The sequence below is a fragment of the Deltaproteobacteria bacterium RIFCSPHIGHO2_02_FULL_44_16 genome, assembly GCA_001798185.1.
Lineage (GTDB): Bacteria > UBA10199 > UBA10199 > 2-02-FULL-44-16 > 2-02-FULL-44-16 > 2-02-FULL-44-16.
Genome location: MGRM01000021.1, coordinates 1 through 19,370 on the forward strand (window position 1 = coordinate 1; position 19,370 = coordinate 19,370).

Annotated in this window: 35 protein-coding genes; 31 read left to right on the plus strand and 4 right to left on the minus strand. The window is 43.6% G+C overall.

The window, feature by feature from the left end; all coding sequences use genetic code 11:
* Positions 1–111: 111 nt before the first annotated feature.
* The 30 genes from A3C46_02475 (at position 112) to A3C46_02620 (ending at position 15,345) form a co-directional block, all read left to right on the plus strand.
* Positions 112–438, plus strand: a complete 327-nt coding sequence (locus tag A3C46_02475) for a 30S ribosomal protein S10 (protein ID OGQ21950.1) — start codon at positions 112–114, stop codon at positions 436–438.
* Positions 439–450: 12 nt separating this feature from the next.
* Positions 451–1,170, plus strand: a complete 720-nt coding sequence (locus A3C46_02480) for a 50S ribosomal protein L3 (protein ID OGQ21951.1) — start codon at positions 451–453, stop codon at positions 1,168–1,170.
* A 17-nt stretch (positions 1,171–1,187) separates the two neighbouring features.
* Positions 1,188–1,787: a 50S ribosomal protein L4 gene (locus A3C46_02485; protein ID OGQ21982.1), complete on the plus strand. Its 600-nt coding sequence runs from the start codon at positions 1,188–1,190 to the stop codon at positions 1,785–1,787.
* On the plus strand, positions 1,784–2,071 hold the full coding sequence (locus A3C46_02490) for a 50S ribosomal protein L23 (GenBank protein ID OGQ21952.1): 288 nt from the start codon (positions 1,784–1,786) through the stop codon (positions 2,069–2,071). The genes A3C46_02485 and A3C46_02490 overlap by 4 nt, the downstream gene beginning before the upstream one ends.
* A 2-nt stretch (positions 2,072–2,073) precedes the next feature.
* Positions 2,074–2,919 carry a 50S ribosomal protein L2 gene (locus A3C46_02495; GenBank protein ID OGQ21953.1) on the plus strand — a complete coding sequence of 282 codons (846 nt, stop codon included), beginning with the start codon at positions 2,074–2,076 and terminating at the stop codon, positions 2,917–2,919.
* Between the two features lie 9 nt (positions 2,920–2,928).
* A complete protein-coding gene (locus A3C46_02500) occupies positions 2,929–3,231 on the plus strand; it encodes a 30S ribosomal protein S19 (GenBank protein ID OGQ21954.1) in 303 nt (100 codons plus the stop codon).
* On the plus strand, positions 3,228–3,566 hold the full coding sequence (locus A3C46_02505; GenBank protein OGQ21955.1) for a 50S ribosomal protein L22: 339 nt from the start codon (positions 3,228–3,230) through the stop codon (positions 3,564–3,566). The genes A3C46_02500 and A3C46_02505 overlap by 4 nt, the downstream gene beginning before the upstream one ends.
* An 8-nt stretch (positions 3,567–3,574) precedes the next feature.
* Positions 3,575–4,207 carry a 30S ribosomal protein S3 gene (locus tag A3C46_02510; protein ID OGQ21956.1) on the plus strand — a complete coding sequence of 211 codons (633 nt, stop codon included), beginning with the start codon at positions 3,575–3,577 and terminating at the stop codon, positions 4,205–4,207.
* Between the two features lie 17 nt (positions 4,208–4,224).
* Complete coding sequence (locus A3C46_02515; GenBank protein ID OGQ21957.1) at positions 4,225–4,650, plus strand: 50S ribosomal protein L16; 426 nt, start codon at positions 4,225–4,227, stop codon at positions 4,648–4,650.
* A complete protein-coding gene (locus A3C46_02520; GenBank protein OGQ21958.1) occupies positions 4,637–4,849 on the plus strand; it encodes a 50S ribosomal protein L29 in 213 nt (70 codons plus the stop codon). The genes A3C46_02515 and A3C46_02520 overlap by 14 nt, the downstream gene beginning before the upstream one ends.
* A gap of 1 nt (position 4,850) precedes the next feature.
* Positions 4,851–5,108, plus strand: a complete 258-nt coding sequence (locus A3C46_02525) for a 30S ribosomal protein S17 (protein ID OGQ21959.1) — start codon at positions 4,851–4,853, stop codon at positions 5,106–5,108.
* The gene (locus tag A3C46_02530) at positions 5,105–5,473 is read left to right on the plus strand and encodes a 50S ribosomal protein L14 (GenBank protein ID OGQ21960.1); all 369 of its coding nucleotides are present in this window, start codon (positions 5,105–5,107) and stop codon (positions 5,471–5,473) included. The genes A3C46_02525 and A3C46_02530 overlap by 4 nt, the downstream gene beginning before the upstream one ends.
* A 42-nt stretch (positions 5,474–5,515) precedes the next feature.
* Positions 5,516–5,803 carry a 50S ribosomal protein L24 gene (locus A3C46_02535; protein OGQ21983.1) on the plus strand — a complete coding sequence of 96 codons (288 nt, stop codon included), beginning with the start codon at positions 5,516–5,518 and terminating at the stop codon, positions 5,801–5,803.
* Between the two features lie 10 nt (positions 5,804–5,813).
* The gene (locus A3C46_02540; GenBank protein ID OGQ21961.1) at positions 5,814–6,389 is read left to right on the plus strand and encodes a 50S ribosomal protein L5; all 576 of its coding nucleotides are present in this window, start codon (positions 5,814–5,816) and stop codon (positions 6,387–6,389) included.
* A gap of 13 nt (positions 6,390–6,402) precedes the next feature.
* Positions 6,403–6,588 (plus strand): 30S ribosomal protein S14 type Z, encoded by a 186-nt coding sequence (locus tag A3C46_02545; protein OGQ21962.1) that lies wholly within the window; start codon positions 6,403–6,405, stop codon positions 6,586–6,588.
* A 21-nt stretch (positions 6,589–6,609) separates the two neighbouring features.
* Complete coding sequence (locus A3C46_02550; GenBank protein OGQ21963.1) at positions 6,610–7,008, plus strand: 30S ribosomal protein S8; 399 nt, start codon at positions 6,610–6,612, stop codon at positions 7,006–7,008.
* 12 nt (positions 7,009–7,020) lie between these two features.
* A complete protein-coding gene (locus tag A3C46_02555; GenBank protein OGQ21964.1) occupies positions 7,021–7,578 on the plus strand; it encodes a 50S ribosomal protein L6 in 558 nt (185 codons plus the stop codon).
* Positions 7,579–7,582: 4 nt separating this feature from the next.
* Entirely contained in the window at positions 7,583–7,939 is a 357-nt protein-coding gene (locus A3C46_02560; protein OGQ21965.1) for a 50S ribosomal protein L18, read from the plus strand.
* A gap of 8 nt (positions 7,940–7,947) precedes the next feature.
* A complete protein-coding gene (locus A3C46_02565) occupies positions 7,948–8,427 on the plus strand; it encodes a 30S ribosomal protein S5 (GenBank protein OGQ21984.1) in 480 nt (159 codons plus the stop codon).
* Entirely contained in the window at positions 8,420–8,629 is a 210-nt protein-coding gene (locus A3C46_02570) for a 50S ribosomal protein L30 (protein OGQ21966.1), read from the plus strand. The genes A3C46_02565 and A3C46_02570 overlap by 8 nt, the downstream gene beginning before the upstream one ends.
* Positions 8,626–9,075 carry a 50S ribosomal protein L15 gene (locus tag A3C46_02575; GenBank protein ID OGQ21967.1) on the plus strand — a complete coding sequence of 150 codons (450 nt, stop codon included), beginning with the start codon at positions 8,626–8,628 and terminating at the stop codon, positions 9,073–9,075. Before A3C46_02570 ends, A3C46_02575 begins: the two co-directional genes overlap by 4 nt.
* The gene (locus A3C46_02580) at positions 9,068–10,375 is read left to right on the plus strand and encodes a preprotein translocase subunit SecY (GenBank protein ID OGQ21968.1); all 1,308 of its coding nucleotides are present in this window, start codon (positions 9,068–9,070) and stop codon (positions 10,373–10,375) included. The genes A3C46_02575 and A3C46_02580 overlap by 8 nt, the downstream gene beginning before the upstream one ends.
* A gap of 2 nt (positions 10,376–10,377) precedes the next feature.
* Positions 10,378–11,055, plus strand: a complete 678-nt coding sequence (locus tag A3C46_02585) for an adenylate kinase (GenBank protein ID OGQ21969.1) — start codon at positions 10,378–10,380, stop codon at positions 11,053–11,055.
* Positions 11,052–11,804, plus strand: a complete 753-nt coding sequence (locus A3C46_02590) for a type I methionyl aminopeptidase (GenBank protein ID OGQ21970.1) — start codon at positions 11,052–11,054, stop codon at positions 11,802–11,804. The genes A3C46_02585 and A3C46_02590 overlap by 4 nt, the downstream gene beginning before the upstream one ends.
* A 6-nt stretch (positions 11,805–11,810) precedes the next feature.
* Entirely contained in the window at positions 11,811–12,029 is a 219-nt protein-coding gene (locus tag A3C46_02595; GenBank protein ID OGQ21971.1) for a translation initiation factor IF-1, read from the plus strand.
* A 206-nt stretch (positions 12,030–12,235) separates the two neighbouring features.
* On the plus strand, positions 12,236–12,622 hold the full coding sequence (locus tag A3C46_02600) for a 30S ribosomal protein S13 (protein ID OGQ21972.1): 387 nt from the start codon (positions 12,236–12,238) through the stop codon (positions 12,620–12,622).
* Between the two features lie 18 nt (positions 12,623–12,640).
* Positions 12,641–13,051, plus strand: a complete 411-nt coding sequence (locus A3C46_02605) for a 30S ribosomal protein S11 (protein ID OGQ21973.1) — start codon at positions 12,641–12,643, stop codon at positions 13,049–13,051.
* A 15-nt stretch (positions 13,052–13,066) separates the two neighbouring features.
* A complete protein-coding gene (locus tag A3C46_02610; GenBank protein OGQ21974.1) occupies positions 13,067–13,696 on the plus strand; it encodes a 30S ribosomal protein S4 in 630 nt (209 codons plus the stop codon).
* 60 nt (positions 13,697–13,756) lie between these two features.
* Entirely contained in the window at positions 13,757–14,779 is a 1,023-nt protein-coding gene (locus A3C46_02615) for a DNA-directed RNA polymerase subunit alpha (GenBank protein ID OGQ21975.1), read from the plus strand.
* An 80-nt stretch (positions 14,780–14,859) separates the two neighbouring features.
* On the plus strand, positions 14,860–15,345 hold the full coding sequence (locus A3C46_02620) for a 50S ribosomal protein L17 (protein ID OGQ21976.1): 486 nt from the start codon (positions 14,860–14,862) through the stop codon (positions 15,343–15,345).
* A gap of 135 nt (positions 15,346–15,480) precedes the next feature.
* On the opposite strand, the gene A3C46_02625 is transcribed toward A3C46_02620, so the two are convergent.
* Entirely contained in the window at positions 15,481–16,581 is a 1,101-nt protein-coding gene (locus tag A3C46_02625; protein OGQ21977.1) for a hypothetical protein, read from the minus strand.
* Between the two features lie 328 nt (positions 16,582–16,909).
* On the opposite strand from A3C46_02625, the gene A3C46_02630 reads away from it, so the two are divergent.
* A complete protein-coding gene (locus tag A3C46_02630) occupies positions 16,910–17,404 on the plus strand; it encodes a hypothetical protein (GenBank protein OGQ21978.1) in 495 nt (164 codons plus the stop codon).
* Positions 17,405–17,433: 29 nt separating this feature from the next.
* On the opposite strand, the gene A3C46_02635 is transcribed toward A3C46_02630, so the two are convergent.
* The 3 genes from A3C46_02635 to A3C46_02645 all read right to left on the minus strand — a co-directional run bounded on the left by A3C46_02635 (position 17,434) and on the right by A3C46_02645 (position 19,300).
* Positions 17,434–17,826, minus strand: a complete 393-nt coding sequence (locus tag A3C46_02635; GenBank protein OGQ21979.1) for a hypothetical protein — start codon at positions 17,824–17,826, stop codon at positions 17,434–17,436.
* 356 nt (positions 17,827–18,182) lie between these two features.
* A complete protein-coding gene (locus A3C46_02640; GenBank protein OGQ21980.1) occupies positions 18,183–18,926 on the minus strand; it encodes a hypothetical protein in 744 nt (247 codons plus the stop codon).
* The gene (locus tag A3C46_02645; protein OGQ21981.1) at positions 18,923–19,300 is read right to left on the minus strand and encodes a hypothetical protein; all 378 of its coding nucleotides are present in this window, start codon (positions 19,298–19,300) and stop codon (positions 18,923–18,925) included. Before A3C46_02645 ends, A3C46_02640 begins: the two co-directional genes overlap by 4 nt.
* Positions 19,301–19,370 lie beyond the last annotated feature (70 nt).

Consider the following 19,370-nt stretch of genomic DNA (forward strand, 5'->3'; position numbering starts at 1 on the left):
AGTCCGATAGCGCTTGAGAAGGAAGTGAGATTTGCGGTGAGAGAAGGTGGTCGTACCGTCGGCGCTGGTGTCGTTACCGATATTATTGCTTAAGAGGAGTACAAAGCGATTATGACAACGAAATATGAGAAAAGTCAGAAGATTCGAATCCGTTTGAAAGGTTTTGATCATAAATTAATTGATCAATCGACTTCTGAAATTGTGGGTACCGCGCAACGTACAGGTGCGCGTGTTGCCGGTCCGATCCCTCTTCCGACGAAAATTGAAAAATATTGTGTTCTGCGAAGTCCTCATGTGGACAAACGCTCGCAGGAACAATTCGAAATTCGTACGCACAATCGGTTGCTTGATATTATTGAGCCGACGCAACAAACGGTCGATGCGCTTATGAAGTTGGAGCTTGCGTCAGGTGTTGATGTTGAAATTAAAATGATTTAACCAAAGGATATAATGATGTTTGGCTTGCTTGCAAAAAAAAGAGGAATGACACAAATTTTTGATGCTGACGGAAACATCGTTCCCGTCACGGTGCTTGAGGCTGGGCCATGTGTTGTCATTTCCCGTAAAAACAAACAGCATGATGGTTATAGCGCTTTGCAACTTGCGTTTGAACCGTGCGAAGAGAGACGTCTGAAGAAACCGCGTTTGGGTCTCTTCAAAAAGAAAGGGATCGCGCCACACGCTTATATGCGAGAATTTGTTCTCGATGAGAACATTGAAATTGCAGAAGGAAAAAAACTTTCCGTCAATTTCTTTCGAGTAGGAGATATGGTGAATGTGAGTGGGATGACAAAGGGTCGTGGCTTTCAAGGTGTTATGAAACGTCATGGAAAAGCGGGAGGTCCTGCTGCTCACGGATCTGATTTCCACCGTCGCCCTGGATCGATTGGAATGAGAACATGGCCAGCGCGCGTCTTTAAAAATACACGTTTGCCGGGGCATATGGGTGTCGAGCGAGTGACCATTCGAAATCTTGAAGTGGTTGCGGTGCATGCTGAAGAAAATGTTTTGCTCGTTCGCGGAGCAGTGCCAGGATTCAATGGAACATTACTTGAAGTGACAAGTACGGATCATTCTCTTTTCGACCGTGACAAGGAAGAGACAAAACCTGAAGCCAATGAAGTGAAAGCAAACGAGAATATACAAGTATCTCCTGAGGAGGCGAAGTGAAGCTTTCGGTTGTGGACATGAATAATAAAAAAGTTGGTGATCTGGCTCTTGAACAGCAGATTTTTGGCACGGCTCCAAACAAAGCTCTTATTTACGAGAGCGTGAAAAATCAGCTGATCAATCGTCGTCAGGGAACATCCTCTTCGCGAAATACAGATTTAGTTCATGGATCAACGGCGAAGATTTATCGTCAAAAGGGGACAGGACAAGCGCGACACGGATCACGAAAAGCAAATATCTTTGTCGGTGGTGGAGTTGCCTTTGGTCCAAAACCACGTGATTATACCTATACCATGCCAAAGAAAGCAAAACGAGGAGCTCTTCGTGCAGCTTTGGCATTGAAACAAGGAGAGAAAAAACTTCATGTGATTGATGTTCTTGAATTTTCAGAAATGAAAACAAAACAGGCTGTCGCATTTTTTAAAAAACTTGAAATCAAAAAAGTTTTGATTGTGGCTGATAATGTTGACGAAAAAGTAAAAAAATCAGTTCGGAATATTGAAGGAGTAAAAGTTGTTTCAGGTCAATCGCTCAATGTGCTTGATCTGTGCAAGCATGAAGACATTCTTTTTACGAAAGAGACTTTAGAAAAAATTCAAGAGAGGTTAGTGTCATGAATCTTTATGATGTCATTCGAAAACCGCGCTTGACGGAAAAAAGTGTTGCAGCTCAAGGAGCGCATAATCAGTACACCTTTGTGGTCGATCGTCGAGCGACGAAATATCAGATTCGTCAAGCGATTGAGCAGCTCTTTAAAGTCAATGTGATTGCGCTTCAGACATCGCGCATGCCTGGAAAATGGAAACGCGTTGGCAAAAATGTAGGTAAACTTGCAGATCAGAAAAAAGCGATCGCAACGCTTCAAGATGGTCAGCGTATTGAATTTGTTGAAGGAGTCTAAGTATGGGTTTCAAAAATTATAAACCGACAACACCAGGGCGCAGAGGGATGAGCGTTCTCGATTTTTCGGAAATTACAACAGATCGTCCAGAGCGAAAACTGCTCGATAAGCATATGCAGACCGGTGGGAGAAATGCTTTTGGTCGTATCACGTCTCGATTTCGGGGTGGTGGTGTTAAGCGACGTTATCGTATTGTCGATTTTCGTCGCGAAAAACTCGCCATTCCGGCGCGTGTCGCGACAATTGAATATGATCCGAACCGATCGGCGCGCATTGCGTTGTTACATTATGCAGATGGTGAAAAGCGTTACATTATGGCTCCGGTTGGAATTCGAGTCGGTCAAACGATTCTTTCTTCGAACGATTTAATCGATTTACAACCTGGCAATGCCATGCTTCTGAAAAATATTCCCTTGGGAACAGAAGTTCATAACATTGAACTCTCTCCTCAAGCTGGCGGGAAGCTCGTCAGAAGTGCGGGAAATGCAGCACAGCTGGTAGCTCGTGAAGGCGAATATGCACAACTCAAAATGCCATCGGGTGAAGTTCGATTAGTGCATGTCAATTGCCGTGCAACTGTGGGTCGAGTTGGAAACCTCGATCACTCAAATATTTCGATTGGAAAAGCAGGTCGTAAACGTTGGAAGGGACGACGTCCTCATAATCGAGGAACCTCGATGAATCCTGTGGATCATCCACATGGTGGAGGTGAAGGAAAAACAAGCGGTGGTCGTCATCCTGTAACGCCGTGGGGAAAAGGTACCAAGGGAACAAAGACTCGAAATAACCGTCGAACGAATCGGTTTATTGTGCAAGACCGTCGCGCTAAACGACAGAGAGCAGCATAAGGAGGAAAGATGGCCCGATCCGTAAAAAAAGGACCATTTGTCGATAGTCATCTCCTGAAAAAGGTGACTGTTGCACAAGAAAATAGAGATAAAAAAGTGATCAAGTCGTGGTCGCGTCGCTCGACGATTGTCCCCGATATGGTAGGACTTACGATTGCGATTCATAATGGTCGTAAATTTGTTCCTATCTACGTTACCGAAAATATGGTGGGGCATAAGCTTGGCGAGTTTGCTCCAACGCGTACGTTTCGAGGTCATTCGGGAAATCGCAAGACAGAAGTAAGTGGTGGTGCCTCTGGAGGTGCGTCATGACAGCAACAGCAGCGCTTCGTCATCTTCGTATGTCACCACGGAAGTTGAGACCTCTTTGTAATGAAGTGAGAGGTAAAAAAGTGGGCGATGCCGTGAGTTTTTTAATGGCGTGTCGTCGTAAAGCTGCGGTTCCTCTTTTGAAGCTCGTTCGGTCTGCGGTTGCGAATGCTGATAGAAAAGGAGGAGTTGACGTCGACAATCTTTATATTCGCGAACTTCTTTGTGATCAGGGCGTGACGATGAAACGATGGTTGACACGAGCAAAGGGCTCGGCATCTCCAATTTTAAAAAGATCAAGCCACCTCAAGGTGGTTTTAGATGAATTTACACAATAGGGAAAACTATGGGACAAAAAACACACCCCGAAGGATTTCGACTTGGCATTAGCAAAACCTGGAAGTCGCGATGGTTTGCTAAAGGCCCTGAGTATGCTCGTAAAGTTCATGAAGATGAATTTATTCGCAAAGAGTTGAAGCAAAAATTAAAGCATACCGGTATTTCGAAAATTGAAATTGAACGTCCTTCAGGGAAAATTATTATTAATATTTTTACCTCTCGACCAGGTTTAGTGATCGGGAAAAAAGGCGCTGGTATTGATTCGCTTCGCGGTGAACTTCAAGCAAAGACCAAGGATGTGGTGATGGTCAATATTCGTGAAGTTCGCAAAGCGGAGCTTGACGCTCAATTGGTTGCCGAAAATGTCGCGTTGCAACTCGAACGTCGAGTTGCCTTTCGTCGTGCGATGAAAAAAGCAGTTCAAACGACGCTTAAATTTGGCGCTGAGGGTATTCGTATTCAGTGTTCAGGACGGTTGGGTGGTGCAGAACTTGCTCGTTGCGAATGGTATCGTGAAGGACGTGTTCCGCTTCATACACTTCGCGCAGATATTGATTACGGTTTTGCGCAAGCATTTACAACGTATGGAACAAATGGGGTGAAGGTGTGGATTTATCGAGGCGATATTCTTGATGTTTAAATGAAGGAAGCATACTTATGTTAGAACCAAAGAAAGTAAAATATCGGAAACAACAAAAGGGACGTCTTCGTGGGATTGCGTTAAGGGGCTGCAATCTTTCTTTCGGAGATTATGGTCTTCAGGCAACGACCTTTGGATTTATTACCGCGCGTCAAATTGAAGCGGGACGTATGGCGGTCAGTCGTACTTCAAAGCGTGGCGGAAAACTCTGGGTTCGTATTTTTCCTGATAAACCGATGAGTAAAAAACCTGCTGAAACTCGAATGGGAAAAGGAAAAGGATCTCCTGAGTTTTGGGTTGCTCCGGTCAAAAAGGGGAGAATGATTTATGAACTCAAGGGAGTAGAAAAGGAACTTGCAGTGCAAGCTCTTACGCGAGCTGCGCATAAGCTCTCCGTAAGAACGAAAATTGTGACGCGGGAGGATTATCGTGAAGCAGGCTGAAGTGAAACAACGATCACTCGATGAACTCATGCGCAATATTGATTCTCTTCACCAAGAGAAATTTCAATTGCGCGTGAAAAAATCACTTGGGCAGTTGAAACAGACATCTGAACTTCGACGTGTGCAACGGGCTCTTGCAAAGCTTTTGACAGAGCGCACGCGAAGAAGCAAAGAAGCTCTGAATAAGGAGTCATCATAAGATGGAAGGCCAAAAAATAAAAACAGGTGTCGTGGTTTCAAACAGCATGCAAAAAACCATTGCGGTGAATGTGGAACGAATGTCGCGCCATGCGGTATATGGGAAGTATATTCGTCGCAAGAAGAAATTTTTAGCGCATGATGAGAAAAACGAATGCCAGGTTGGTGATAAAGTCGAAATTTGTGAATGTCGTCCTCTTTCTAAAAGAAAGAGATGGCGCGTTCTTCGAGTCTTAGAGAAAAATGGAGTGTCATTATGATTCAGCAAGAATCAGTATTGGAAATTGCTGATAATTCGGGAGCCAAGCGCGTGATGTGTATTCGTCCGCTGGGTGGTTCAGGACGACGCTATGCGTCTGTTGGTGATATTATCGTTGTTGCCGTGAAAGAGGCAATTCCTCATGCAAAAGTAAAAAAGGGTGATGTGAAGCGCGCGGTGATTGTGAGGACCAAACATCCTCTTCGTCGCTCGGATGGTTCACTTATCCGTTTTGATGAAAATTCAGCTGTGTTGATTAATGAACAGGGCGAACCACTTGGAACCCGAATTTTCGGTCCTGTGGCACGAGAACTTCGCGGCAAAAAATTTATGCGAATTATTTCGTTAGCGCCAGAAGTGCTTTGAGTGGAGGAAAAAGTGAAACTGCGAAAAGGTGACCCCATCATCATGATTGCCGGGAAAGATAAAGGCAAAACAGGAAAGATTTTGGAAGTGAATCCGAAAGAACAAAAGATTCGCGTTGAAGGACTTTGTCTTGTAAAACGTCATCAAAAAGCGAATCAACAACACCGTCAAGGAGGAATCCTTGAAAAGGAAGCGTGGTTTTCTCTTTCCAAGGCCTCCTTTTATGATGAAAAGTTAGGGAAAGCGACACGTCTCGGTTTTCGCGTGAGTAAAGGGAAAAAAGAGAGAATTTCAAAACGATCTGGAAATATTATTCAGGTGACAAAGTAGGAGTACGATTATGGCGAAGGAAAAAACGACAACAGAAAAGAGAGAGCCGAGCACGTTTGAAGAACATTATCGCAAACAGTGTGTGCCTCAATTAAAAGAAAAATTTAATTATAAAAATGTCATGGAAGTTCCGCGCGTACAAAAAGTGGTTGTCAACACATGTTTGAAAGAGTCACTTTCAGATGTGAAGATTTTGGAAGCGATAGCTGAAGAACTTGCGGTGATTACAGGTCAGCGCCCAGTTTATACACTGGCAAAGAAATCCATTGCGAATTTCAAGTTACGTAAGGGGCAAAAAATTGGAGCATGTGTCACGCTTCGCAAAAGAACGATGTATGATTTTTTAAACCGTCTTTTCAATGTGGCGCTTCCACGAGTGAGAGATTTTAAAGGTGTGTCCCCAAAAGCTTTTGATGGTCGCGGGAATTACACTATTGGAGTTACAGAACAGATTATTTTCCCTGAAATTCATTTTGATAAAGTGAATAAAGTAGCGGGAATGAATATAACGATTGTGACGAATGCAAAAACAAATGAAGAAGGACGAGCATTGCTGGAGTTTATGGGCATGCCTTTCCGAAAGTAAAAACGAGGACTCTATGGCGAAGACATCATTGATGGTCAAAGCAAAACGAACACCGAAATTTAAAGTGCGTCAATATCATCGATGTCCTCGATGTGGAAGATCGCGTGGATATATACGGAAGTTTGATATGTGTCGTCTCTGTTTTCGTTCCATGGCGCTTGAGGGGCTTTTACCAGGAGTTATAAAATCGAGTTGGTAATTTAGATGAGGAGAATGTGATATGAGTTTGAATGATCCTATTTCAGATTTATTAACGAGAATTCGAAATGCTTCCCGTGCGAAGCATGACGATGTTCTTATTCCGTATTCAAAAATGAAGGAATCGTTTGTGAGAGTTTTGGCAAAAGAGGGTTTTTTTGATGGAGTTGACGTGATTGGTGAAGGGATACGGAAACAGATTGTGGTTCAGTTGAGATACACGCAAGATCGTAAACCGATTCTTTTGAATATTCGCAGAATGAGCAAACCAGGACGACGCGTGTATTTGCAATGCACAGAAATTAAATCATTCAGACAAGGTATGGGTGTTTCTCTTTTTTCAACACCTAAAGGGATTCTTACCGATCAGCAAGCTTTAGAAGCTCGTGTAGGTGGAGAAATACTTTGTACCGTGTGGTAAGTGGAGAGAAAAATGTCACGACTTGGAAAACGACCCATTGCATTCCCTTCAAGTGTCAATGTGAAGCTTGAGGGAAAACGAGTTCAGATGAAAGGATCGAAAGGAGATTTAACCCGATCTTTTGATGAGCTTACGCGTATTGTCCTCACCACTTCGGGTAATGAGATTCTGGTTGCTCGAGCTGAAGAAACAGGAGATGCACGGCGCGAACAAGGGCTTGCGCACGCGCTTATCCATAATATGGTCGTAGGCGTCACTGAAGGTTTTAGCCGTGGTCTTGAAATTGTGGGTGTCGGCTATCGTGCTCAAGTAAAGGGAAAAGTTTTGGGATTAAGTTTAGGTCATTCTCATCCTATTGATTTTGATATTCCAGAAGGAATTACGATTACGGTGAATAAGCAAATTGTTTTGATCAGTGGCGCAAATAAAGAATTAGTCGGAGAGACAGCAGCTCGTATTCGAAAACTTCGAGCACCAGAACCATATAAAGGAAAAGGTGTGAAGTATGTCGATGAAGTGATCCGCCGTAAGGCAGGAAAATCTGCTGCTACTGCGAAAGGAGCTGGGTAAGAACATGAATAAGAAAAAGAGAGGACGCGATCGGAGGAAGTTTCGAGTACGAAAAAAAGTTGCAGGCTCGAAAGAACGTCCACGCATGTCCGTTTTTAGAAGTTTAAATCATATGACCGTTCAATTTATTGATGATGATACAGGCACCACACTTGCTGCGGTCTCAACGTGTGAAAAGGATCTTGCTTCGATGAAGGGAAGAACAGCATGTGTTGGAGCAAAGCGTGTGGGAGAACTTGCAGCAGAACGTGCAAAAGCAAAAGGAATTGAAAAAGTTGTTTTTGATCGTAACGGCTATCGTTATCATGGTCGAATTAAATCCCTCGCAGATGCCGCGAGGGAGAAAGGGTTACAATTCTAATGAACGACATGAGGGATTCAGGAAAATCAGAACTTCTCGAAAGGATTGTCCATATTAGCCGCGTTTCTAAAGTGGTGAAAGGTGGAAAGCGTTTTAGTTTTTCAGCTCTCGTCATTGTCGGTGACGGCAATGGTCGCGTCGGTATGGGGCTTGGAAAAGCGCGCGAAGTTCCTACGGCGATTAAAAAAGCGACGGAAAGAGCACGTCGACAGATGACGCAGATTCCGATTGTCAACACGACGATTCCTCATGAAACCATCGGACATTATGGAGCAGGAAGAGTTATTATGAAACCTGCAACCCTTGGAACAGGAGTGATTGCGGGAGGGGCCGTTCGAGCAGTGATTGAAGCTGCGGGAATTCATAATATTATGACGAAATCTTTAGGAACGAATAATCCTCATAACGTGGTGAAGGCGACCTTTGATGGACTGAAACAGCTTCGTTCTCCAGAAGAACATAAACGATTACGGGTGCCCCATGGCTAATGTCAGTGTGAAATTGAAACGCAGCACCATTGAGTCGATTCCTCGGCATTGTAAAACGGTGTTAGGTCTGGGATTGCGAAAACTCGGACAAGTAAGAACGCTGAAAGATTCACCACAAGTGCGTGGAATGATTGCATCTGTGAGTCACTTAGTCGAAGTCGTGGAAGTAAAAGAAACAAAAAGGAAAAGGAGTGCGACGTGAAGTTGAATGAATTGACACGGCCTGAAGGAAGAAAAGCGCGTAAACGCCGTCGACTCGGACGAGGCGATGGTTCCGGTCGTGGCGGTACAGCCGGCAAGGGCCATAAAGGACAAAAAGCGCGCGCAGGTGGCTATCATAAAATTGGATTTGAAGGTGGACAGATGCCTCTTGCTCGTCGTTTGCCCAAGCGTGGTTTTACAAATATTTTTCGAAAAGAAATTGCCATTGTGAATGTAGATCAGCTCAATATTTTCCCCGCGAAAAGCGAAGTGACGAAAGAAAATTTGGCTGAATCGAGACTTATTAAAAGACGGAGTAAAAACGTAAAGCTTCTTGGCAGAGGTGAGTTAAAACATCCTTTAAAAATTACAGTTCAATTTTTTTCACCTGAAGCAAAAAAGAAAGTGGAAGCTGCTGGTGGAACTCTTGAGGTGAAGCGTGGCTGAGGCCATTGCGAATATTGCTCGTATTCCAGAGCTTCGCAAACGCTTGCTTTTTACGCTTTTTGCTTTAGCCCTTTATCGTGTTGGAGTTTTTATTCCGACTCCCGGAATTAGTGCTGAAGCAGTTCGACGTATTATATCTTCGGGAACGGTCTTTGACATTTTTAATATGTTTTCTGGAGGAGCTCTCGAAAATTTTTCGGTGTTTGCGCTCGGGATTATGCCCTACATTAGCGCTTCGATTATTTTTCAACTTTTGGGAGTAGCGGTTCCAGCTATTGAGCGGCTTCAAAAAGAAGGGGACGCGGGGCGAAAAAAAATTACACAATATACGCGCTATGCAACGATCGTTCTCGCGCTCATCCAAGGTTTTGGAATTAGTTTTGGATTGAAACAACAGGGCGCTGTTCTCCCCGGTGTCGCAGCATGGCAGTTTTATTTTACGACCATGATCACACTTGCTGCAGGAACGGCATTTCTCATGTGGCTTGGTGAAATGATCACGGAGCGCGGTATTGGAAATGGCATTTCACTTATTATCTTTGCAGGCATTGTGACTCGTATCCCTGTAGGTTTTCGTGATGCTTGGGGAATCAAAGATCAATTCGGCGGCTTTTTTGGATTTTTGCTTCTGATCGCATTTATTGCTCTTATTATCGGCGCTATTATTTTTATGGAACGTTCCCATCGACGTATCCCCGTGCAATATGCCAAGCGCGTGGTGGGCCGAAAAATGTATGGTGGGCAAGCATCACATCTCCCTCTAAAGCTGAATACTGCGGGTGTCATCCCCCCTATTTTTGCTTCATCGATTATTATGTTTCCAGCGACCATTGCGCAATTCGTGCAAGCTGGACCACTTCAGCAAATTGCGACAGCTCTTTCACAAGGAGCGCTTCGAAATGTTTTATATGCAGGTCTTATCATTTTCTTTGCTTATTTTTATACGGCGGTGAGTTTTAATCCCGTGGATCTTGCTGAGAATATGAAAAAGTACGGAGGATTTATTCCCGGTATTCGTCCTGGAAAAAGTACCTCTGATTATATTGATCGTATTCTCGCGCGCATTACGCTTGGAGGAGCGCTTTATATTGCTGCTCTTTGTATTCTTCCGGAATTTTTGATTTCACAATTTGGCATTCCTTCTTCGCTTGCCTATACATTTGGAGGAACGTCACTGTTAATTGTGGTCGGTGTTGCGATGGATACATTAGCACAAATCGAATCTCATTTAATGACAAGACATTATGAAGGATTTCTCGAACAACGAACAGGCGGTAGATTTCGAGGACGTCAGGGTTAACCATGAATGGGGGACTTAACGTGATTTTGCTTGGGCCGCTGGGGAGCGGAAAGGGAACGCAGGGGAAGTTGCTCGAGAAGAAATATGGCATTCCCCATCTTTCGGCAGGTGATATTTTACGCAGTGAAGTAAAAGAAAAAACACCATTTGGTCTCAAGGCAAAGCAAATTATGGACCGCGGTGAGCTTGTGGCAGATGCACTGATCATTGAAATGATGAATAAGAGGTTAAGCCAAACAGATTGTGAGAAAGGATATATTTTAGATGGTTATCCTCGAACCATTGAACAGGCAGATGCTCTGGATCGTTTTTTGAATAAGCGGCAAAAAAAACTTTTTTCTGCTATTTTTCTTGAGATTCCAGATGATGAAATTGTCAAAAGGCTTTCGGGTCGGCTTACATGTGAGCAGTGTGGGAGTAGTTATCACGCTGCGGCAAACCCTCCAATGGCAGAAGGATTTTGTAACCAATGTGGCGGACGTTTAACTCATCGGGCGGATGATACAGAAGGCACAGTTCGATCACGGATTGAAGTGTATAAGCAAAAAACAGCAGCACTTGTTGACTATTACGAAAAGAAAAAGTTACTTGCACGCGTTGCAAGCGTTGGAGGAATTAAAGCAGTCTTTCAACGAATTTGTTCTTTGATTGATGAAAAAGGAATGGCTGATCGACCATGATCATGTTGAAGTCTCGCGACGAAATTGAAAAAATGCGCGCGAGCAATCAGATTGTGGCAAAAGTCATGGCGATGCTTCGGAATCTGATTGAGCCGGGCATTACCACTGCAGAACTCGATGCGGTAGCGGAGCGGGAAATCAAAGCCTGCGGGGCAATCCCGGCATTTAAGAAGTATATGGGATTTGGACACACCCTTTGTATTGCGATCAATGAAGTCGTTGTGCATGGGAAACCCTCGAAGCGTAAACTCCTTGAGGGGGAGATTATTGGAGTCGACTGTGGTGTACTTCTGGATGGTTTTTATGGGGATCATGGTTGGACCTTCCCGGTGGGAAAAGTGAGTCCAGAGGCGCAACTTCTTTTGAAAACAGGCGAAGAATGTCTCTTCAAGGGTATCGAAAAGGCTTCCCTTGCAAACCGGCTTTATGATATATCGGCCGCCATTCAGGGCCATGCAGAGAGTAAAGGTTTTTCGGTTGTTCGAGAATATGTTGGGCACGGTGTAGGACGAAGCTTACACGAAGATCCTCAAGTCCCCAATTTTGGAAAACCTGGGACAGGAATGAAGTTACGACCAGGCCTCGTACTTGCTCTTGAACCGATGATCAACCAAGGAACGTATGAAACAGAAATGTTAAACGATGGGTGGACAGTCATGACGAAAGATCGAAAATTATCGGTCCACTTTGAACACTCAATAGCAATTACAGAAGATGGACCAGATATTTTGAGTAAAGGGGTATTGTAAATAACTATGGCAAAAGAAGAAGCGATCGTCGTTGAAGGAAAAGTGCTTGAGACGCTTCCCAACGCAATGTTTCGTGTTGAATTGCCAAATGGACATAAAGTATTAGCACATGTTTCTGGAAAAATGCGCATGCACTACATTCGCATTCTTCCAGGCGATACGGTAACGCTCGAACTTTCACCGTATGATTTAAGTCGAGGACGCATTACGTATCGTGGAAAGTGACGCGAAAGCGTCATCCTGAACGCAGTGAGGGATCTCCGGGGTTCTTCGCTATAACTATAGGTATAGGTGATTTATGAAAGTTCGTTCATCCGTAAAGAAAATTTGTGACAAGTGTAAAGTCATTCGACGAAAAGGCGTTGTACGTGTGATTTGTGAAAATCCAAAGCACCGTCAACGACAAGGATAGAGCTAAAAAGGAGTAGGTTATGCCACGTCTTGCAGGAGTTGATATTCCAGGGAATAAACGCGTTGTTATTGCGCTCACCTATATATATGGCATAGGTCGCGCGCGTTCGAGCGAAATTCTCGCCAAAGCTAAAATTGATGAATCTGTTCGCGCTGAAAAATTAAGTGATCAGCAAATTGCTTCAATTCGCGAAGTGATCGAATCTCTGTGTAAAGTCGAAGGTGACTTGCGTCGCGAAGTCCAAGGGAACATTAAGCGTCTCAAAGATTTGGGAGCATATCGTGGTTTACGACATATTCGAAAGCTTCCTGCTCGTGGACAGCGAACCCATACGAATGCGCGTACTGCCAAAGGCATGGGTGGAAAACGAATTCCAATTGCAGGAAAGAAAATTGCGGTGAAGTAATTTTTAAGGAGACTGACCATGAGTACAGAAATTGAGAAAAAACCGGCAACAACACGAAAACCGAAAAAGAAAGCGCGCAAAAGCGTTCCTCATGGAGTGGTGTATATTCGTTCATCCTTTAACAATACTATCGTTACCGTGACGGATCCTGTGGGCAATACGCTCTCATGGGCATCATCAGGTGAGCGAGGATTTAAAGGATCGCGTAAGGGAACACCTTTTGCGGCACAACTTGCAGCAGAAGAAGCAGTGCGTCGCGCAATGGAACATGGTATTCGTTCAGTAAAAGTTATTGTCTCCGGACCAGGAGCTGGTCGTGAATCAGCGGTCCGGATTCTTTCAAAAACCGGGGTGAAGGTGACCTCCATTCGAGATATGACTCCCATACCTCATAATGGGTGTCGTCCCCCCAAGAAACGTCGTGTGTAATCGGAGGCGAGTCGTATGGCAAGATGTCAAGAATCAGTTTGTTTAAAATGTCGTCGAGAAGGTCAAAAGCTTTTTCTGAAAGGAGATCGTTGCTTTTCGGAAAAATGCGCTTTTGAGCGTCGTGCGTATGCACCTGGTCAACACGGACAACGTCGACGCAAAAAACTTTCCGATTACGGAACCCAACTTCGTGAAAAACAACGCGCGAAAGAGATCTATGGAGTTTTGGAACGACAATTTCGTGGCTATTATCAAAAAGCTGTTCAAATGAAAGGGGTCACGGGAGAAAATCTTCTTCAACTTTTGGAACGACGACTTGATAATATGGTTTATCGTCTCGGTTTTTCAACATCACGTCGACAAGCGCGTCAACTCATTGGTCATCGTCATTTTATGGTCAATGGCAAGGTTGTTGATATTGCCTCTTACTTGGTAGAAGAGGGTGATGCGATTGCGGTTCGGGATAACAGTAAACAAGTTCGTTCTATTGTTGAATCTGTGGAAGCTGTTGAGCGACGTGGTGTTCCTGAATGGTTAACGCTTGATAAAAATACGATGACCGGAAAAATAGTGACGTATCCGATGCGAAATCAAATAGGGTCTGAGTTGCAAGAACACTTAATTGTTGAACTTTATTCAAAGTAAGTGAGCCGAGGAGCTCCCCTTAACGTGAGGAGGAGCGTGGTGGCTCTCTAAGGAGGAAGTATGTATCGAAATTGGAGATCACTTATTCGTCCACGACGACTTGAGTTTGAGTCGTCAGAATTGACACCCACTTATGGAAAATTTGTAGCTCGACCACTTGAGCGCGGATTTGGGATTACGCTCGGAAATTCTCTTCGACGTATTCTTCTCTCATCTCTTCAAGGGGCTGCGCTGACCTCAGCTCGATTTGATGGTGTGTTGCATGAGTTTTCAACCATTCCGGGCGTGACGGAAGATATCACCGATATTCTCCTCAACCTCAAACAAGTGAAGCTCAAACTTAATGAGGGAGAGTCAGATGTATTAAAAGTTGACATTCGAGGAGAACGAGAAGTGAAAGCAGGAGATCTTATGAGCTCCGGAAAAATTGAAATTCTTAATCCAGATTTGCACATTGCAACCCTTGGGCCTGAAGGGAAACTGAAGGGTGAGTTTGTGGTGAAGCTTGGCAAAGGATATACTCCTGCTGAACGTAATAAAGACCAAGCTGATCCCGTTGGTGCGATTGCGCTCGATTCTATTTTTGCGCCCGTTACGCGATGTAATTACCATGTTACGAATGCCCGTGTTGCTCAACGCACAGACTATGACAAACTTACCTTCGAAATATGGACAAATGGATCAGTGAAACCAGAAGAGGCGATTGCCTATGCTGCGAAAATTTTAAAAGAACAGCTTCAAGTGTTTATTAACTTTGATGAAACGCCAGAGCCGCTTGAGGAAGAGCGCCGCATCTCGTCTTATGATGGCAAACCGAAACTCAATGAAAATCTCTATCGTCGTGTTGATGAGCTCGAGCTTTCTGTTCGTTCTGCAAACTGTCTGCAGAATGCAAAAATTCGTTATATTGGCGAACTGTGCCAAAAATCTGAAGCCGAAATGTTAAAGACCAAAAATTTTGGACGCAAATCTCTCAATGAAATTAAAGAAATTCTAACCGACATGGGACTTGCTCTCGGAATGAAGCTTGACGGTTTCGATCTTGCAGAAGCTGAGAAATTTCGTCCTAAGGAGATTGAGTAAAGTTTGTCATCCCCGTGAAAACGGGGATCTCATGAGATTCCCGCTTTCGCGGGAATGACAACAGACCAATAGAGGTTCTTATGAAACATAATGTAGATCATCGAAAACTTGGACGTAAATCACAACATCGTCTCTCTATGCTTGCAAATATGGCTTCTTCTCTGATCTTAAAAGATCGGATTGAAACCACTTTGCCAAAAGCAAAAGAGTTGCGTCGCATTGCAGATCGCATTGTAACGCTTTCAAAGACGGGGACGCTGCATGCGCGTCGCAACGCTCTTTCCATTCTTAGGGATCAAACAGCGGTGCATCACGCTTTTGAAACTTTTGCAAAGCGCTTTGATGGCAGAAATGGTGGCTATACCCGTATTTATCGTTTGGGACATCGCCATGGAGATAGTGCGCCGATGGCGATCATCGAATATTTACGAGAGACGGCAACGATTCTTCCTTCTCTCGGCGAAGAGAAAACAAAGAAGAAATCGACAAAAACTGCAAAAGAGCCAAAGAAAAAATCCGCCGAAAAGAGTGAAAAAAAGTCCAAAAAGAAATTCCTGGGGTCGTAGCTCAGTTGGTAGAGCACCACAATGGCATTGTGGCTTTCCGGATCTTTTAACCATGTTTGTTTCTTTTAAAACAAGAACTTATATAAACAGCGTCTTCTTTCATTTTTTGTGTGACCAATTTGTGGCCACGGTTTTTTACTCAGAACACTTCCGATATTCTTCACATATTCCCTTGATAAGATTCCCCTCAGCCTCAAAACTGACAATGTTGGAATTCTCCCGCAAGAAAGCCTTGGAAAGGTGTGTATACTGTTGCGTCGTCCTAATGTTCGCGTGTCCGAGAATTGCCTGAAGCTTGTAGAGTTCCCCTCCATTCATCATGAAATGGCTAGCGAACGTGTGGCGCATGTCATGGATACGAATTTTGCTGACACCGCTGTGCTTGATATCGACGAGCCAGTAACTATGATAGAGGTTGTCCTTGTGGAGCATGCATCCATGTGGAGTCAAGAGAATCCACTCCGAATTTCGGCGCTGAACGTAAGCTTCTTTCAAGGCATTACAAAGCACATCATTCATCGGAACATGACGAATCCGTTTCCCCTTTGTTGTTTCAAAGACCCTTCGGCTCGCGGCACAACACGTTCTGCAGACGGTGATCAAATGATTCTGAAAATCAACCGATGACCACTTGAGAGCAACCATTTCTCCTAATCGCATTCCTGTATTGAGTCCAATGAGGTACAGAAGATAGATTGCTTCTTTGTCCGTACCTTTGTATTTTTTCTTTGCATGTTCGAGCAAGTGTCTTGCTTCCTCAAGCGTCCAGAACCGGATTGGTTTTGGATCAATCTTTAGAAGGGCAACCGCATCTGCCGGATTGTACGAGATTACACGTCGGCGAATGTGGTAGTTATAGATCGTCCGTATCAACTGAAGTCGTCGATTGATTCCGATGTTGCTTAACCGACCGTTGAGATTTTCGAGAAAAGCATCGATATGATGTGCATGAACTGCAGTGTGCTTCATATCCCCAAATGTCGGAAGAAGATCTGCGCGGAGCACAGACTTTGCATTTTCAATTGTTGCCGGAGAGCATCGCGTTCTGAGGTGCTTTTCGAGCCATCGATGAATGTCGGAAGGCTTGAAACGGACATGACGTCCTGCTTTGACAAAAGGGATAAGTCGCTTGTAGACCCAGTCCCGAATCGTTGCGGCAGGAACATCAAGGAATTTCGCAAGTTGATCGATCGTCCAGAGCTGATTGTCAAAGAACGCAGCCTGTCTTGTAGACATCTTTCTTATTCCTTTCTCTGTGTTCGTGCAAGAACACAACTTCAGAAAAAAGAATTGCAGTCATCGTGCCAGAGGCCGAGGTGTAAAAGAGATTATAGTAACTTCTGAAAAATACAGATGATCCAGAGGATCACACGATGAATGGACTTGCGATGGATATGAGATATCTGTGAAATAAAAAAAATCGTTGCGACATATCGTACAAATGAACGTATTATTTCAAAAGCTACTCTTTTGATCATGACATAAGCTGAACTACGCAAACTACAGAAACAAACTTATTTTGTAGTTTTTGTTTAAGCGCAGGATATAGGATGAATAACCATATATGACCTCCATTTTTTTATACGATATTTCCTTATACCATGTCCCGTTTGTTCAGAAATATGCTGCTGACAAACTGATTGCGGATACGACGTCTTCAATTCCGCACCCATATCCGGAGGGGGCAGCCAAATTGTTTATTCAGGATGCGCTCCGAAAACAAAAAACAAAAGAGAACTTCGTTTATGCCGTCTATGCCAGTGCTCACTTTGTTGGCATTATTTCCTTGTTTCATTGTGACTGGAAAAAGAGAGAGGCTGAAATAGGCTATTGGATTGGAGTGCCATTTTGGGGAAAGGGATATGCTACAGAAGCACTCTCTCAACTTATCATGAAGGCTAAAGGAGTGGGGTTAAAAATCTTGATCGGAAAGTGTTTGGTACGAAATTTTGCTTCGAGAAGAGTCATGGAGAAAAATGGATTTGTGTGTGTGAAAAAATCAGTTGGCTGTGGTCAACATGTGCATGAAAAAAAGTGGGAATTTAAATATCAATTTTGATTGCACCATACAGTGTTGCTCCTCATGCTCTAGGTGTACTTTTTTATGATTAAGCTTATAATTACAGCCGTAATTCCTGAAGTGAACATAAACAGTAAAAAGGAAAACTCTCCTGAAGCATCTTTTCTATCTTGTTCGAAACACTCTTTTGAGCCATCTACGCCAGCCATCCTACTTAATTGATATTCTGCATCTCCTCTCGCTGTCATACCTCCAAACATACTGAGTGTCCCGAGACCCATGCTCAATAGCCCAATGATCATCAAGGCGTTTGAAAACGCATGAATATTATGAGAATCAAAAAACCAAACATAAATGAAGGCAGCGAGAAGAAAAAATATCTCCAACATCATCGACCATTTTAGCGAAGGCCATACTTTGTGCTTAAAAAACCACTTTACCATATCTTTGGTGGGTATCATGCTGCTCATTCGAGCGTCAAACATAACTAGGTGATGCCAAAAAATAGATTTTTGTTTTCATGCAAAATGAAAAGAGAATGTAACGGGAGAAACTCGATAACATTGATGAAGGAAACATGAAAACAGGGGAAAAATAAAACAGGCGACAATGAACGACGCTGCTTTAATCTTTAAGCATCCAATTTTTTCTTTTTACGTGCGATCCTTTTGAGCTGATGATTGGTTGTATCTCTTTCAAATTTCCTATGATTTATGAAGGTATTCATCCAACTCTCCCAGGTGGACTATCAACCTTTGCCAAGCTTCGTCAAAGCCAAGTTTTTCACCGAGTACTTTGATGCTCGGCCATGCTGCTTTCAAAATAGTGTTGTCGAATTGTTGAGCCTCATGAACAAGGATTCGGGAAGAACAGTTCTGCGATGTTTAAAAGTCTTTCGAATTGCTGTTGCTAATGCAGATTGGTCCCGAAAACGAGGAAAAAGATACATGAGGTCATAAATGTCTTTGGCTCGAGAATTGGCAGAGCCTCGATCAAAAAGTGTCTGAACTTTTTCAGCGATGATATATTCGACGGGATAAATTTTCCACAGTACTGGCTCCTCATACTCTAATATCGATGGCATCTGCTGGTTTTCTGACTTCGCAGGCAGTCGATCATTGAAGCTAACATCGATATGAATTCTCGAAAGTTTGTGCAGTTTTTTGAGATCCGGTTCGCCAATTTGAAAAGCACAATCAAATCGATATGCACCGTATTCACCTTGATCCGCCAATTCCTGTACCTGAATATCTCCAAACCAAAGGCCATCGTCCAGATCTCTGGCCAAAGCGCTGCACACGAAATCTTTCAATTTTGTTTTGGAAATGGAAAGGGCAAGAGAATCAGCGTCGCGAGTGAAACGTACGCTGTCGTAACTTTTGAGCAGCACAAACCCACCCTTGAAAACTAAATGTTCGGCGAGATAGTGGTCATGTGATAACCGAGCTATGGCTCGCTCAAGCGCGATGATCACCCGAACTTCGTTGATATGAAAGCGTGTGTTTTTCTGCACCAGTGCTTTTATGGTACGGCTGATGAGTTTTGCTTTTTCTTGATTCATGCTGCCAATGCCTCGATGTAAGAATGAACGCGACGTTCAACACCCATTTTTTTGGCCATATCGTACAAGTTGCCAAGTTTTACTTTCTTTTGCGCCAACGCTGTTTTGATTGCCTCAAGTGCCGTCTGACTTCCGATGAGGTGTTTGTGGATTAAACAATCAATCAATGTGCGCTCGAGAGTGGTAATCCAATAATCTTTTGTCTTTCGAATACCAATATCCCATTGTGGGTTCCTAGAGCGCACAAGCCTCAGATCGTTTGATGATATGCGCTTCGGTTCAGGTACAAGAATCCATGTCTGTTTCGGAATGTGATCGGTGACATGGTAGTGTTCTAAGGCTGACAAGAGACAAATATAGCCCGCGCAAAACAAGATGTCAGATATGATAGGCGAAAGTTTTGTGGTGGATGTGTTTCACAAAAGCGGTTTTTGTTTCTAAAAG

What these genes read in the sequence shown, in the direction of transcription:
- A3C46_02475 (OGQ21950.1), top strand. Translation starts at nt 112, where the DNA reads ATGACAACGAAATATGAGAAAAGTCAGAAGATTCGAATCCGTTTGAAA.
- A3C46_02480 (OGQ21951.1), top strand. Translation starts at nt 451, where the DNA reads ATGATGTTTGGCTTGCTTGCAAAAAAAAGAGGAATGACACAAATTTTT.
- A3C46_02485 (OGQ21982.1), top strand. Translation starts at nt 1,188, where the DNA reads ATGAATAATAAAAAAGTTGGTGATCTGGCTCTTGAACAGCAGATTTTT.
- A3C46_02490 (OGQ21952.1), top strand. Translation starts at nt 1,784, where the DNA reads ATGAATCTTTATGATGTCATTCGAAAACCGCGCTTGACGGAAAAAAGT.
- A3C46_02495 (OGQ21953.1), top strand. Translation starts at nt 2,074, where the DNA reads ATGGGTTTCAAAAATTATAAACCGACAACACCAGGGCGCAGAGGGATG.
- A3C46_02500 (OGQ21954.1), top strand. Translation starts at nt 2,929, where the DNA reads ATGGCCCGATCCGTAAAAAAAGGACCATTTGTCGATAGTCATCTCCTG.
- A3C46_02505 (OGQ21955.1), top strand. Translation starts at nt 3,228, where the DNA reads ATGACAGCAACAGCAGCGCTTCGTCATCTTCGTATGTCACCACGGAAG.
- A3C46_02510 (OGQ21956.1), top strand. Translation starts at nt 3,575, where the DNA reads ATGGGACAAAAAACACACCCCGAAGGATTTCGACTTGGCATTAGCAAA.
- A3C46_02515 (OGQ21957.1), top strand. Translation starts at nt 4,225, where the DNA reads ATGTTAGAACCAAAGAAAGTAAAATATCGGAAACAACAAAAGGGACGT.
- A3C46_02525 (OGQ21959.1), top strand. Translation starts at nt 4,851, where the DNA reads ATGGAAGGCCAAAAAATAAAAACAGGTGTCGTGGTTTCAAACAGCATG.
- A3C46_02530 (OGQ21960.1), top strand. Translation starts at nt 5,105, where the DNA reads ATGATTCAGCAAGAATCAGTATTGGAAATTGCTGATAATTCGGGAGCC.
- A3C46_02535 (OGQ21983.1), top strand. Translation starts at nt 5,516, where the DNA reads ATGATTGCCGGGAAAGATAAAGGCAAAACAGGAAAGATTTTGGAAGTG.
- A3C46_02540 (OGQ21961.1), top strand. Translation starts at nt 5,814, where the DNA reads ATGGCGAAGGAAAAAACGACAACAGAAAAGAGAGAGCCGAGCACGTTT.
- A3C46_02545 (OGQ21962.1), top strand. Translation starts at nt 6,403, where the DNA reads ATGGCGAAGACATCATTGATGGTCAAAGCAAAACGAACACCGAAATTT.
- A3C46_02550 (OGQ21963.1), top strand. Translation starts at nt 6,610, where the DNA reads ATGAGTTTGAATGATCCTATTTCAGATTTATTAACGAGAATTCGAAAT.
- A3C46_02555 (OGQ21964.1), top strand. Translation starts at nt 7,021, where the DNA reads ATGTCACGACTTGGAAAACGACCCATTGCATTCCCTTCAAGTGTCAAT.
- A3C46_02560 (OGQ21965.1), top strand. Translation starts at nt 7,583, where the DNA reads ATGAATAAGAAAAAGAGAGGACGCGATCGGAGGAAGTTTCGAGTACGA.
- A3C46_02565 (OGQ21984.1), top strand. Translation starts at nt 7,948, where the DNA reads ATGAGGGATTCAGGAAAATCAGAACTTCTCGAAAGGATTGTCCATATT.
- A3C46_02570 (OGQ21966.1), top strand. Translation starts at nt 8,420, where the DNA reads ATGGCTAATGTCAGTGTGAAATTGAAACGCAGCACCATTGAGTCGATT.
- A3C46_02585 (OGQ21969.1), top strand. Translation starts at nt 10,378, where the DNA reads ATGAATGGGGGACTTAACGTGATTTTGCTTGGGCCGCTGGGGAGCGGA.
- A3C46_02590 (OGQ21970.1), top strand. Translation starts at nt 11,052, where the DNA reads ATGATCATGTTGAAGTCTCGCGACGAAATTGAAAAAATGCGCGCGAGC.
- A3C46_02595 (OGQ21971.1), top strand. Translation starts at nt 11,811, where the DNA reads ATGGCAAAAGAAGAAGCGATCGTCGTTGAAGGAAAAGTGCTTGAGACG.
- A3C46_02600 (OGQ21972.1), top strand. Translation starts at nt 12,236, where the DNA reads ATGCCACGTCTTGCAGGAGTTGATATTCCAGGGAATAAACGCGTTGTT.
- A3C46_02605 (OGQ21973.1), top strand. Translation starts at nt 12,641, where the DNA reads ATGAGTACAGAAATTGAGAAAAAACCGGCAACAACACGAAAACCGAAA.
- A3C46_02610 (OGQ21974.1), top strand. Translation starts at nt 13,067, where the DNA reads ATGGCAAGATGTCAAGAATCAGTTTGTTTAAAATGTCGTCGAGAAGGT.
- A3C46_02615 (OGQ21975.1), top strand. Translation starts at nt 13,757, where the DNA reads ATGTATCGAAATTGGAGATCACTTATTCGTCCACGACGACTTGAGTTT.
- A3C46_02620 (OGQ21976.1), top strand. Translation starts at nt 14,860, where the DNA reads ATGAAACATAATGTAGATCATCGAAAACTTGGACGTAAATCACAACAT.
- A3C46_02625 (OGQ21977.1), bottom strand. Translation starts at nt 16,581, where the DNA reads ATGTCTACAAGACAGGCTGCGTTCTTTGACAATCAGCTCTGGACGATC.
- A3C46_02630 (OGQ21978.1), top strand. Translation starts at nt 16,910, where the DNA reads ATGACCTCCATTTTTTTATACGATATTTCCTTATACCATGTCCCGTTT.
- A3C46_02635 (OGQ21979.1), bottom strand. Translation starts at nt 17,826, where the DNA reads ATGATACCCACCAAAGATATGGTAAAGTGGTTTTTTAAGCACAAAGTA.
- A3C46_02640 (OGQ21980.1), bottom strand. Translation starts at nt 18,926, where the DNA reads ATGAATCAAGAAAAAGCAAAACTCATCAGCCGTACCATAAAAGCACTG.